Below are 12,840 nucleotides of genomic sequence, written 5' to 3'. Positions count from 1 at the left end.
TGTTCACAACTGAGACCTAGGCCCGCCTTTGCCGACTGTCCACCCCTTGCGCGGGTTTTCAAAGCTGTGGAATTAGGCTAATCCGGTGCGGGTGAATTAGTGCTAAATGTTGGGGCCCATGTACAAAAATCTGTCCGCTCTGCTCGTTGCCACGGTTTTGCTTTCAGCCTGTGGAAATTGGGGCAACTCTCGGGCGAACCCCTCGAATTGGTTCGGACGCAGCGACCCTGCCCCGGTCGAGGTCTCGCCTGACGATGCCAACGCCCTGATCCCGCAAGACTCGGACAGTCTCGGATTGTTTTCACGGCCTGAGGCGGAAGATACCACCGTTCCGATTGCGATCATTGATGAGCTTCGCATCGACCCGACCCCACATGGCGCAATCATCTATGCGTCGGGAACCGCGATCCGCCAAGGTGCATTTAACGCCGAGTTGCGGCGCGTGGTCTCGGAAGAGAACACCGCAAACGGTATCATCGAGTATTCTTTCCGCGTAAACTATCCCGACTTCGCAACCCGCCAAGGCAGCGTGCAATCCCGCACGGTGTCGGATGCGGCAAATCTCAGCACGCAGGACTTGCAGGGTATTCGGCTGATCCGAGTGGTCGGGCAACAAAACGCGCTGGAATCACGCAGGCGCTAGCCGCAATCTATAAGCTGACAACCTCGACGGCCGAGCCTTTGGCCGCGAGGGCGATCTTACCTTCGCACAGCTTTAAAGCGTCTTCGCCAAACACTTCGAACCGCCATCCGGTCATCGCGGGCACGTCGCGCTCTCCTGCCGCGATCTGATCCAATTCAGCACTTGAGGCAATCAGCTTGGCCGCAACGCCAGCGCTTTCGGTTTTGGATTTCAGCAAGACGCGCAGCAAATCCGCAAGCGCCGGGTTCACTTTCAGGTTTTCGCGGCTGTTGTCAGGTTTAGGCATTTGATCCGGTGGGCAATCCATACCCCGTTTGACTGCGGCCAGAATACCATCGGCGATCACCCCTTTGCGGGCCTCGCGAAGCAACAGGCGCGACCGCCCCAAATCACCCATGGATTTCGGTTTGGTCGATGCCATCTCGATCAAGGCGTCGTCCTTGAAGACGCGGCTGCGTGGAACGTTGTTTTCCTGCGCGTGGGCCTCTCGGAAATGGGCCAACTCGCGCACCACTGCCAGAAACTTTGCTGAGTTCGTGCGTGTCTTGACCCGGCGCCAAGCATCCTCGGGACGAATATCGTAGGTCGCCGGGTTGGTCAGGATCCGCAACTCTTCCGCCACCCAATGGCTGCGCCGTGACTTGTCCAACTGTGTTGCCAGATGTTCATAGATCTTGCGCAGATGCGTCACGTCGGCCAGTGCATAGATTTTCTGCGCGTCAGTCAGCGGCCTGCGTGACCAGTCGGTAAAGCGCGAGGTCTTGTCGACACCTTCCTTGCAGATCTTACGCACAAGCGTTTCATAGCCAACCTGCTCACCAAACCCACAGACCATGGCCGCGACCTGAGTGTCGAACATCGGTGTGGGAAAGATACCGGCCTCGACCCAGAATATCTCAAGGTCCTGGCGGGCTGCGTGGAACACTTTGACCACCGTGTCGTTCTGAAACAGCTGATACAGCGGGTCTAATGAGATGCCGTCGGCCAGCGGGTCCACAAGAACCGCACTGTCTGGGTCGTCCGAGGGATAGGCCAATTGCACCAAACACAGCTTGGAATAATAGGTCCGTTCACGCAGGAACTCGGTGTCTACGGTAACGTAAGGGTATTGTGCCGCCGTTTCACAGAAATCGGCCAGCTCTTGCGTGGTTGTCAGGGTTTTCATACGCCGTGCTAGTCTTGGTTTTGCTTTAGATAACTGCCCGATTGTCCATCCTCATCCCGAGCGCTGAGGGCGACCATAAGCCGAATATCGGGCGGGTGTAAATCACCCAAGGATCAAGGCAGAAGAACGGGTGTCCTGTCCGCAACGGCAAAGCGGCGCAGCACCGCCGGATAGAGCTTGTGTTCCCAAGTCAAAACACGGGCCGCCAAGCTTTCCGGCGTATCGTCTGGCGCGATCTCAACCCGCGCCTGTCCCAGGATGGGACCGTCGTCCAGCGCCGCTGTGACCTCATGGACGGTGCAGCCATGCTCAGCATCGCCTGCCTCGATCGCCCGGGCATGGGTGTGCAGGCCCTTGTATTTCGGCAGTAGTGAGGGGTGAATGTTCAGCATCCGCCCCTGAAACTGTGAGACGAAATCGCCGGTCAGCACCCGCATGAACCCAGCCAGACAAATGATATCGGGTCGCGCGGCCAGCAGCGGCTTGATCAACTCCGCCTCAAAGGCGGGACGATCACCCTTATAGGGTCGGTGATCCACCGCTGCCGTGGGGATGCCCCTGTCTGCGGCTTTCTTCAGGCCTCCGGCATTGGCGTCATTCGACAGCACCAGACACGGCCGCGCCGGATGATCGCCAACCATGCTGTCGACCAGCGACACCATGTTCGACCCACCACCCGACAGCAGAATGGCGACGCGTTTATGGCTCACAAGAGCTTACCCGCATAGGTCACACCGGGCACATCCGTCACCGCACCAATCCGGGCGACGGTCTCGCCAGCCTCGGTCAGCAACGTGGTCAGGGCATCGGCTTGTTCCGCTTCACAGACGACGATCATCCCGATCCCGCAATTGAAAGTCTTGAGCATCTCGGCTTCGGCAATCCCGCCCACCTGCGCCATCCAGCCAAAGACGGCAGGCAGATCCCAGCTGTCCAGATCGATCTTTGCGCCCAGCACCTCAGGCAAGACCCGCGGCAGGTTCTCGGTCAGTCCACCACCGGTGATATGGGCCAGCGCGTGTACACCCCCGGCCCGGATCGCCGCCAAGGCCGGTTTTACATAAAGCCGCGTAGGCGTCAGCAGCGCGGCCCCCAGAGTGCCATCGCCAAACGGAGATGCGGCATCCCAGCCCAACCCCGAAAGCTCGACCAGTTTGCGCACCAGAGAATACCCGTTCGAATGCACCCCGTTCGAGGCCAGCCCCAGCAGAACGTCCCCCGATGTCACGCCGTCGGGCAATGCGGCCCCACGCTCCATCGCGCCGACCGAGAAACCGGCCAAGTCGAAGTCACCATCGGGATACATGCCCGGCATCTCGGCGGTCTCTCCACCGATCAAAGCGCAGCCGGATTGCGCACAGCCTTCAGCGATCCCTTCGATGATGCGCGCCGCTGTGCCCGTATCCAGTTTGCCGGTGGCAAAATAGTCGAGGAAAAACAGCGGCTCGGCCCCTTGGCAGATCAGATCGTTGACGCACATGGCCACCAGATCGATGCCGACACCGTCGACCACGCCGGTATCGATTGCAATCCGCAGCTTGGTGCCGACACCATCCGTAGCGCCCACAAGAATCGGATCGTCATATCCGGCCGCTTTCAGGTCAAACAGCGCACCAAAGCCTCCCAGGCCGCTCATCACCCCCGGACGGTTGGTGCGTTTGGCCGCAGGCTTGATCCGGTCGACCAGAGCGTTGCCCGCATCAATATCCACACCCGCATCCGCATAGGTGATTCCGTTCTTGCCCGCTGTCATGGCCGACCCCTTGTGACTGTGTTGCGCGCGGGTTAGTCGATTGTGCGCCGTCATGCAACGGTCAGGCTTGACGCGGGGCCTGATCGTGATACCCAAGGCGCTCAGGCGGGCCTGTAGCTCAATTGGTTAGAGCAGAGCGCTCATAACGCTTTGGTTGGGGGTTCGAGTCCCTCCGGGCCTACCACGATCTCACCGCCGGTGACCGAGATTGGGATGACTATGCTCTGCATGCCTTTGATACGTCATCAGTGGTTCTGATCGAAATTTCGGCTGCAGCTGGTGCCGACTTGGCATATAAGGCGCCCAAACCAAAGGTTTTTTCGCCAATGAAACGAGCATTAGGATGCTGATTTCCCACACAAAGAAGTTCATTTTCATCAAGACGACCAAGACTGCCGGTACATCTGTCGAGGTGTTGCTGCAAAAATACTGTGTGCCGCAGGGTTTCAGCTTTCCGCCCGATCCTTTTGACCAGATTGTCACCGACGCCGGTGTCGTTGGCGGTCGCGGTCCCAATCCCGAAACGCGCAATACCTGGTTTGCGCATATGACAGCATCCGAAATCAAGGCACTTGTTTCTCCAGAGATCTGGGATGGCTACACCAAGATCTGCAATATTCGGAACCCTTGGGACAAAACCGTATCCTTCTTTCACTTCAACAACCGCTCTGTTTCGTCCCTGCCGAAAGCCGAGATCATTGCCAAATTCCGGGACTTCATGCGCAATTCGAATCGCAATGGTCGCGATACCCACATCTATTTTATCGATGGTGCGCCGGTTGCCGACGTGTACCTGCGCCATGAAAGACTGACGGATGATTTCAATCAACTTTGCGAGAAACTCGACTTGCAAACCGAAGAATTACCCCGCCTGAAAGGCCAATTCCGCGACAAGGAAAAGCTGCACTATCGTGACTATTACGATGATGAGCTACGCGATATGGTTGCGACGGTTTACGCCAGTGAGATCAAAGCCTTCGGCTGGGAATTCTAGATTCGCACACCGTTACGGCACTTTACCGAGCAATCACAATATCCGCACACAGCCCGCCCAGTTTCTGGCTTGCTCCCAAGCGCAAGGTGCCGCCATGGGCGCGGGCGATGTCGGCCACGATGGCCAACCCCAAACCAACACCGCTGCCTTGGTTCTGGTTGCGTGACGCGTCCAGACGGGTGAATGGTTTCACCGCTTCGGTGCGCTGTTCCAACGGTATGCCCGGTCCGTCATCTTCGACCCGTATACGCATGGACTTGTTGGTCACCATCAGGCTGATCTCGGCCCGATCTCCGTACCGGACCGCATTGCCGATCAGGTTCTCAACCGCCCGTCGCATCGCTGTGGGGCGCAGCATCACGTTGCCCTGCCCTTCGACCGAGACAAGCTCTGCCTTGTGACCCGCCCGCTGGGCGTCATCGATGATCTGGCCCAACCATTCGACCGGATCAACCTCTTGCGGTGCGACCTCCGAGGCCCCGCGCGAAAACTCCAGAAACGCATCCAGAAGCGACTGCATCTCGTCAACGTCTTTCAGCATCGGCTTGGCCTCGTCTTCCGGCAAGAGCGACAGCCCCAGTTTCAACCGCGTCAACGGTGTGCGTAAATCATGGCTGACGCCGGACAGAATCAATGTGCGCTGTTCGATTTGCCGTTCGATCCTCGCGCGCATGTCCAGAAAAGCGTTGCCCGCTGCGCGCACCTCCAGCGCGCCACTGGGCGCATAAGGAACGGTTCTGCCGCGTCCAAAAGCCTGCGCCGCATCCGCCAAACGGGTAATCGGGCGCAGTTGGTTGCGCATGTAGAGAAACGAGATCGAGGTCATTAGAATCCCAAAGGCAACCACCGTCACGATCAACTGATGCGGAGCTACAGGGGACAAGCGACGTCGGTCAAAGCTGAGTTCCAATATCCCCAATGAGGTTTCGAAATACAGATGTGCCTCTCGGCCATTTGGCAATGCCAGCGCAACAAGCTGCGGGTATCGTGCCGTCAAATCCGCATCGACCTGCGGGGCGATAAAGTCGTACCAACGCCTCCGCCCCTGATCGGGCACCTCATTCAGGCCCAGAAAACGGGCGCTCATCTGCAACGCGGCCAGATCGGCCCGCGCTGCGGCGAGCGCTTGCTGCTGGGTTTCGACATCGGCCATCGCATCGAGAACAAGGTCAATCTCACGCGAGGTGCTATCAGTCATCTGCCCGGTCACATCCTCAAGATGTTTCTGCACAAAGGCGATCGAAACCACCAGCAGCACAACCACCACCGGCAGAACCAAAATCAAGGCGGCACGCGCGTAAAGGCTGCGCGGCATATAACGTTTGAGCCATTGCGTCCACATGAGCTAAACCCTAGCGAGCCACCCGGACAAGAGGAAGAGGTGACGATGCAGGCCCCCGATGATTTCAACCCTGTCCCGGGCCAGCCCGAGACGCTGTCGCCGGGGCTGCAAAGGATCCTGGCGCCCAACCCCTCGCCGATGACTTATCGGGGCACCAACACGTATTTGCTGGGTACCGGCGACGTGATTGTCATCGATCCCGGCCCACAGAGCGCGCCGCATTTGCAAGCCATTCTGGATGCGTTACAGCCGCATCAGCGCATCAGCCACATCATTGTCACCCATACCCACCTGGATCATTCTCCTCTGGCCGCCCCGCTTGCGGCCGAGACCGGTGCTCCGATTCTGGCCTTTGGCGCAGCGGGATCCGGGCGCAGCGCGGTGATGACGGAACTGGCTCATAACGGCTTGGTCGGTGGCGGTGAGGGCATCGACCATGCGTTTCGCCCCGATATCGAACTGGACGATGGTGCAAAAATCCAAGGCGACGGGATCACGCTTGAGGTGATTCACACGCCCGGGCATCTGGGCAATCATATTGCACTGGCCTGGGACGATATCTGTTTTACCGCAGATCATGTGATGGGCTGGGCCAGTTCTCTGGTCTCGCCACCAGACGGAGATCTGACCGACTTCATGGCAGCCTGCCACCGGCTGCGCTCCCGGGACTGGGCGTTGTTTCATCCAGGTCACGGAGCACCGATCACTGACCCTGCCGGCCGCTTGGACTGGCTGATTGCCCATCGCCAGGAACGGGAACGCCAGATCCTGACAGCACTGGAGGATGGCCCAGCAGATGTTGGCCAATTGGCGCGGCGCATCTACAACGACACGCCTACGTCGCTTCTACCAGCCGCCGAGCGCAATGTTCTGGCCCATCTTGTTGATCTGACGGGAAAATCCACCGTGGCACCGGTTGGCATTCTGTCTGCGCAAGCGCGGTTCAAACGCCTGAGCTGATGCAAGATTTTTTGCGCGCCATCGCGTTTTATGCTCTGGACGCCGAAAATCCCTGTTGCTATACGCGCTGAAAGTTCCGGCGTAGCTCAGCGGTAGAGCAGTTGACTGTTAATCAATTGGTCGTAGGTTCGATCCCTACCGCCGGAGCCAATTTCCAGTATCATCTGTCACAAGACTCCGTCAAACCTGCGGTCGCATTGCGCCGTTTGCCTGGTGGTGAAAAAAACTGAAATCCCCCTCTGGACGGCGTGAAAACAGGTTGCTATACGGCGCGAACCGTTCCGGCGTAGCTCAGCGGTAGAGCAGTTGACTGTTAATCAATTGGTCGTAGGTTCGATCCCTACCGCCGGAGCCAATTTCCCAAGTTTCACGACCCCAAAAGGGCATCTTTGAAGTCGTCCCGCAGGTTACGTTTGAGGACCTTGCCGGTTGCGTTCAGGGGCAACGCATCCACAAAGACCACTTTGTCGGGCACCTGCCATTTGGCGATCTTGCCGTCAAAAAAGCCGAGCAATTCCTGTTCGGACGGGTCCTCACCGTCGGCCTTCACGGCCACCAGCAAAGGACGCTCATCCCATTTCGGATGGGGCACGCCGACCACAGCAGCGGTGGCCAGTTTCGGGTGCGCAACAGCGATGTTTTCCAACTCGACCGAGCTGATCCATTCTCCCCCCGATTTGATGATGTCCTTCGACCGGTCGCGGATCGTCATATAGCCATCTGGGTCCAGCGTCGCCACATCACCGGTGGCAAACCAGCCGTCCTGCAGCAGATCCTGATCCTGCATCAGGAAATAGCTGTCCAGAACCCAATGCCCGCGCACCATCAGATCGCCTTGGGTTTCGCCATCATGCGGCAGATCATTGCCATCATCATCGACGATTTTCAGCTCAACCCCGAACGGCGGGCGACCCTGGTTTTCCCGCAGTCGGTGCTGCTCGTCCAAAGGCAGGTTGAGATGTTTGGCCAGAGGCGTATTGGCGCTGCCCAATGGGCTCATTTCGCTCATGCCCCAGGCGTGGACGGTATCGACCCCATAGGTCTCTCGGAAGGTTTCGATCATTGATGGCGGGCATGCAGCGCCTCCGATCACAGTGCTTTGCAAGCTTTCGAGTTTCGAGCCCGACTTGGCCGCCGAGGCCAGAAGGCCCTGCCAGATCGTCGGCACCCCCATGGCCAGCGTTACACCATAAGTATCGATCAGGTTGACCAGCGCATCGCCTTGCAGCCCCGGCCCCGGCAGCACCATGCGCGAGCCCGACATGGCGCAGGCATAGGGCGACCCCCAGGCATTGACGTGGAACATCGGCACAACGGGCATGACCACGTCGCGGGCGGAATAACCGATCACATCCTTGGTATTCGATGCGAAACTGTGCAGCACGGTTGATCGATGCGAATAGAGCACGCCCTTGGGGTTCCCGGTCGTGCCCGAGGTGTAACAGAGGCTGGATGCGGTGTTTTCGTCAAAGCTGGGCCATTGGAAATCATCGCTGCCCGTCTCGATTAACTCGTCATAGAACTTGACGTCCTTGACCTGCGCGGTGGCCTCTTCACTGCGCGGCCCCATCAAAACAAAGTGCCGAACCTCGGTCAGATGCTCTTGCAACGCGGCGACAAGCGGCAGGAAGGTTGCGTCAAAGAACAGGACCCGATCCTGAGCGTGGTTGATGATATAGGTCAGTTGTTCGGGGAACAGTCGCGGATTGACGGTGTGGCAGACATAACCTGCCCCCGACACCGCATAGTAGATTTCAAGATGACGACGATTGTTCCAGGCCAGGGTTCCGATCCTGTCCTGTGGTTCCAAGCCCAACGCGCCAAGCGCCGAGGCCAGACGTCGCGCGTTTTGCGCGATCTCGGCCCAGTTGGTTTGCGTCACGGTACCATCGGTTTCGACCGAGATGATCTCGGTGCCTCCGTGATAGCGTTCGGCGTGATCGATCAGTGACGAAATCAGCAAAGGCTGCGTCATCATCTGTCCCAGCATGGACATCCTCCCATAGTCAGCGCCGCCCTGGGGCGGTTGTGCCTTCGCAGCCTGCCAAGGTTTCAATTGTCTGACAATAAAAGAATGCGCCCTGCCCTTAAGGCAAGGCTTAGTCGGTGCTTATTCTTCGCGGTGACGCAGGGCGTAATCGACCAAAGCCGCAGTCGAGCCGTCCTTGCCTTCGGTTCCAACCTCGCCATCGACAACCGGTCCAAGCGAGGTGGCCAACTCCTTGCCCAACTCGACGCCCCATTGATCAAAAGAGTTGATGCCCAACAGCACCCCTTCGACAAAGACACGGTGTTCATAAAGCGCAATGATCTGACCCAGCACAAACGGCGTGAGCTTGGGATAGATCAACGTGGTCGAGGGCCGGTTGCCCGGGAACACACGGTGGCGCGCCTGACGGTCGAGTTCAGCCCCGTCCAGACCTTTGGCCGCCATGAGCGCGCGCGCCTCGTCCAAAGACCGACCGCGCATCAAAGCTTCGGACTGGGCCAGGCAATTGGCCAGCAGCAGCCGGTGATGATGGGCCAGTTCGGGCTCGTGCCCCTCTGCAGCGACCATGAAGTCACATGGGATCACATCGGTGCCTTGGTGGATCAGCTGGTAGAACGCGTGCTGGCCGTTCGTGCCCGGCTCGCCCCAGACCACAGGTCCCGACGGCAGGGTCAACGCTGTGCCGTCCATGGCAACCGATTTGCCGTTCGATTCCATCTCCAGCTGCTGGAAATAGGCCGGAAGGCGCAGCAGACGTTGGTCATAAGGCAGAACCGCGCGGCTGGTATAGCCCAGAACCTGACGATGCCAGATGCCGACCAGCGCCAGCATCACCGGCATGTTCTCGTGCCATTCTGCGGCTTGAAAATGCAGGTCCATCGCCTGCCCGCCGCGCAAGAACCCGTCAAACGCGTTCGAGCCCACCGCGATCATCACAGGCAGGCCCACAGGCCCCCAGACCGAATATCGCCCGCCCACCCAGTCGGCAAAGCCAAATACCCGGTCCGCAGGGATGCCAAAGCTTTCGGTTTTGTCCAACGCACTGGAGACGGCTGCAAATTGCCGGGACGGATCGCCACCACCTTCGGTCATCCACGCCCGCGCGGTGCGCGCGTTGGTCATAGTTTCGATCGTGGTAAAGGTTTTCGAGGCGACGATCACCAAGGTGGTTTTCGGATCCAGCGCGCGCAACGTGTCAGCGATATGCGCCCCGTCCACATTCGAGACGTAATGCACGCGCGGGCCATCATGATAAGGGGCCAATGCATGTGTCGCCATTACCGGGCCCAGATCAGAGCCGCCGATCCCGATGTTGACGACATCGGTGAAATTGCCTCCGACGCCCTGTATCGCTCCGCCACGCACCTCTTCGGCAAAGACGCGCATGCGGTGCAGCGTATCCAGAACCGCAGGCATGACATCCTGTCCGTCCACATGGACCGCACCGCCATCCAGATTGCGCAGCGCGGTGTGCAAGACCGCACGGCCTTCGGTTTCGTTGATCTTTTCGCCACCAAACATCGCCGCCCGCCGCCCGGCCAGATCCGCCGCATCACAAAGCTGGATCAGCGCGTCGCGGACCTCTGCGTCGATCAGCGTCTTGGAATAGTCAAACAGCAGATCCTGAGTCGAGGCCGCAAAACCTGAGGCACGGTCTTTGTCTGCTTTGAACAGATCGAGGATTGATGTTTCAGCGCGCACGGCGGCCAGAGGTTTGAGTGTGTCCAGTTGCATATCGCCTACTCCGCCCAATGGACTGTCATACCGCGTAGCACCGCCGAGATTGGGGCCTCTTCCGGTGGCAGTGTCATCGCGCGTTCCAGCGCCTCGCGTTTAGAGGCACCAAAGATCACCAGATGCTTTGACAAAGCCCCGTCCAGCACGGGCCCGGTCAGGGTGATACGCGGCTCGGGCTGCGCATCGGTGCGGGCCACGGCCAGGGTTGGCGCGTGACTGTCCAGCGCGTCCAGCAATCCGGCCATACCGGGAAACAGCGACGCGGTGTGCATGTCTTCACCCATGCCCAATACCAGGACTGACAGCGGCAGCACGGGCGCCAGCAGGGTCTCAACCTCGGCCAAAGCGGCCTCGGGTTCGCGCCCGGGCACGTAAAGTGGCACATATTGCGCCACTGATGCTCGGTTGGTCAGCAGCCGTTCACGGATCAGCTTTTCGTTCGAACGGGCGTCATCGCTGGGCACGCAACGTTCGTCCGTGGGCAGAACACGCACCCTATCCCATTCCAGGTCAGCCGCGCAGAGACCATCAAAGATCGGCCCCGGCGTGGTGCCCCCCGGCACCGCAAGCGAGATCATGTCATGGTGCAAAAGCGCCGCTTCGATATCGCCGGCCAGCACGTTGGCCACATCAATGGCCAGCATGTCACGGTCGGCATAGTCCTGAAAATTCATGGGTTTATTCCCTGCCAGTGGCGACCATCACGTTTCATCAGCAGCTCGGCGTCGCCGGGACCGGTGCTGCCACTGTCATAGGGTTTGGGCACGTCGCCACGCGCGTGCCAACCTGCGATAATCGGATCTGTCCAGGCCCAGGCGGCCTCAACCTCATCACCGCGCATAAAGAGCGTCTGGTTGCCGCGGATGACATCCATGATCAGACGCTCATAGGCGCCGGGCGGGTTCTGGTTTTCCGGGCCCAATGCCTCGGCAAAGCTCATATCCAGCGGCACGTCGATCAGACGCATACCACCCTGCCCCGGTTCCTTGATCGTCACTTTCAGCGTGATCCCCTCATTGGGTTGCAGACGGATTGAGAGCATATTGGCATGCCGCCCTGCTGCTGCGCCAAAGATCGAATGCGGCGCGTCCTTGAACATCACGTTGATCACTGAAGACCGCGCCACCAATCGCTTGCCCGTGCGCAGATAGAACGGTGTGCCCGCCCATCGCCAATTGCTGACATGCGCCCGCAGCGCAACATAGCTTTCGGTCGTGGATCGCGGGTTGCCCACCACCGCGCGGTACCCTGCGCCATCCTGGCCGCCCTCAAACTGCCCGCGCACGATGTGATGCGGCTCGACCGTATCCAGTGCCCGGATCACCTTGAGCTTTTCGTCGCGCACCGCATCGGGATCGAACTTGGCCGGAGGCTCCATGGCGATCAGACAAAGCAGCTGCATCAGATGGTTCTGCACCATATCCCGCATCGCGCCTGCGCGCTCATAATAGTCCTCGCGCCCGTCGATCCCTACGGTTTCGGCCACCGTGATCTGGATGTGATCGACGTACTGGCTGTTCCAGAGCGGCTCGAACAACATATTGCCAAAGCGCACGGCCATCAGGTTCTGAACGGTTTCTTTGCCCAGATAATGATCAATACGATAAATCTGACTTTCGTGGAAATACCGCGCCAACGTCGCGTTCAAGGCTTGCGCGCTGGCCAGATCATGACCAAAGGGCTTTTCAACTACCACGCGGGTTTGAGCATTCGTCAAACCATGTGCCTTGATCCGCTCGGCCAAGGGACCAAAAAGCGACGGACCAACCGAGAAATAAAAGGCCCGAATGCGATCCGCATGCAGCAAAGACGCGAGGTCGCCCCACCCCTGATCCTGGGTCGCATCTAGCGGAAGGTAACGAACGCGCCGCAAAAACTCTGCAACAGACTGCGCATTGGACCGCGCGGTGGGGTCGTGCTCGTGCAACGCCGCCCGTACGACGTCTCGAAAACCTGCGTCATCCTGCACGCGCCGCGCCACGCCGATGATCTGCGTGCCTTCGGGCCATTGCCCGGCGCAAAAACGGCGGAACAGCGCAGGCAAGATCTTACGCTGGGCCAAATCGCCCGTCGCGCCAAAAATCACCAGGTCGAACGGATCAACGGGGATTACACGAGAAACCATGACTTTCCCTTACCTTGCCCTCTGGTTCATGTCCAATGTTAGCGCAATCATGCTCGGTCTTTTCTCGCGCATCATCCGCCTGCACTGATCGTCATCAAATCTCTGTCAGTTTCCCGCCCTACGGCTTTCCC

The 12,840-nt window shown here is 59.2% G+C and carries 11 protein-coding genes and 3 tRNA genes; 6 read left to right on the top strand and 8 right to left on the bottom strand.

Translation table 11 applies throughout. The features are described from left to right. The first annotated feature begins 118 nt into the window (after positions 1-118). Positions 119-643, top strand: a complete 525-nt coding sequence (locus tag GOV38_RS01600) for a hypothetical protein (RefSeq protein ID WP_171207386.1) — start codon at positions 119-121, stop codon at positions 641-643. Positions 644-650: 7 nt separating this feature from the next. Here GOV38_RS01600 and rnd read toward each other — a convergent pair whose 3' ends face one another. The 3 genes from rnd to purM form a co-directional block, all read right to left on the bottom strand. Next, on the bottom strand, positions 651-1,808 hold the full coding sequence (gene rnd / locus GOV38_RS01595) for a ribonuclease D (RefSeq protein ID WP_171207385.1): 1,158 nt from the start codon (positions 1,806-1,808) through the stop codon (positions 651-653). Between the two features lie 113 nt (positions 1,809-1,921). Continuing rightward, a complete protein-coding gene (purN, locus tag GOV38_RS01590) occupies positions 1,922-2,518 on the bottom strand; it encodes a phosphoribosylglycinamide formyltransferase (protein ID WP_171207384.1) in 597 nt (198 codons plus the stop codon). Beyond that, a complete protein-coding gene (purM, locus tag GOV38_RS01585; protein WP_171207383.1) occupies positions 2,515-3,561 on the bottom strand; it encodes a phosphoribosylformylglycinamidine cyclo-ligase in 1,047 nt (348 codons plus the stop codon). Before purM ends, purN begins: the two co-directional genes overlap by 4 nt. Before the next feature lie 107 nt (positions 3,562-3,668). Between purM and GOV38_RS01580 the strand changes: the two genes are divergently transcribed. Further along, a tRNA-Ile gene (locus GOV38_RS01580) sits at positions 3,669-3,745 on the top strand. A gap of 159 nt (positions 3,746-3,904) precedes the next feature. Beyond that, a complete protein-coding gene (locus GOV38_RS01575) occupies positions 3,905-4,555 on the top strand; it encodes a sulfotransferase family 2 domain-containing protein (RefSeq protein WP_171207382.1) in 651 nt (216 codons plus the stop codon). 22 nt (positions 4,556-4,577) lie between these two features. Here the strand turns inward: GOV38_RS01575 and GOV38_RS01570 are convergent, their stop codons facing one another. Further along, on the bottom strand, positions 4,578-5,897 hold the full coding sequence (locus tag GOV38_RS01570; protein ID WP_171207381.1) for an ATP-binding protein: 1,320 nt from the start codon (positions 5,895-5,897) through the stop codon (positions 4,578-4,580). 45 nt (positions 5,898-5,942) lie between these two features. Between GOV38_RS01570 and GOV38_RS01565 the strand changes: the two genes are divergently transcribed. The 3 genes from GOV38_RS01565 to GOV38_RS01555 all read left to right on the top strand — a co-directional run bounded on the left by GOV38_RS01565 (position 5,943) and on the right by GOV38_RS01555 (position 7,212). Next, complete coding sequence (locus GOV38_RS01565) at positions 5,943-6,857, top strand: MBL fold metallo-hydrolase (RefSeq protein ID WP_171207380.1); 915 nt, start codon at positions 5,943-5,945, stop codon at positions 6,855-6,857. Positions 6,858-6,932: 75 nt separating this feature from the next. After that, a tRNA-Asn gene (locus GOV38_RS01560) sits at positions 6,933-7,007 on the top strand. 130 nt (positions 7,008-7,137) lie between these two features. Continuing rightward, positions 7,138-7,212 (top strand) — tRNA-Asn (locus tag GOV38_RS01555). Positions 7,213-7,224: 12 nt separating this feature from the next. On the opposite strand, the gene GOV38_RS01550 is transcribed toward GOV38_RS01555, so the two are convergent. The 4 genes from GOV38_RS01550 to zwf form a co-directional block, all read right to left on the bottom strand. Then, the gene (locus GOV38_RS01550) at positions 7,225-8,847 is read right to left on the bottom strand and encodes a long-chain-fatty-acid--CoA ligase (RefSeq protein ID WP_171207379.1); all 1,623 of its coding nucleotides are present in this window, start codon (positions 8,845-8,847) and stop codon (positions 7,225-7,227) included. Between the two features lie 120 nt (positions 8,848-8,967). Then, entirely contained in the window at positions 8,968-10,581 is a 1,614-nt protein-coding gene (gene pgi, locus GOV38_RS01545; protein WP_171207378.1) for a glucose-6-phosphate isomerase, read from the bottom strand. 5 nt (positions 10,582-10,586) lie between these two features. Then, on the bottom strand, positions 10,587-11,258 hold the full coding sequence (gene pgl / locus GOV38_RS01540) for a 6-phosphogluconolactonase (RefSeq protein WP_171207377.1): 672 nt from the start codon (positions 11,256-11,258) through the stop codon (positions 10,587-10,589). Beyond that, the gene (zwf, locus tag GOV38_RS01535) at positions 11,255-12,709 is read right to left on the bottom strand and encodes a glucose-6-phosphate dehydrogenase (protein WP_171136448.1); all 1,455 of its coding nucleotides are present in this window, start codon (positions 12,707-12,709) and stop codon (positions 11,255-11,257) included. Before zwf ends, pgl begins: the two co-directional genes overlap by 4 nt. Between the last annotated feature and the right edge of the window lie 131 nt (positions 12,710-12,840).

The sequence above is a fragment of the Ruegeria sp. HKCCA5839 genome (assembly GCF_013035585.1).
GTDB lineage: Bacteria > Pseudomonadota > Alphaproteobacteria > Rhodobacterales > Rhodobacteraceae > Ruegeria.
This window is presented reverse-complemented; position numbering and strand designations above follow the sequence as displayed.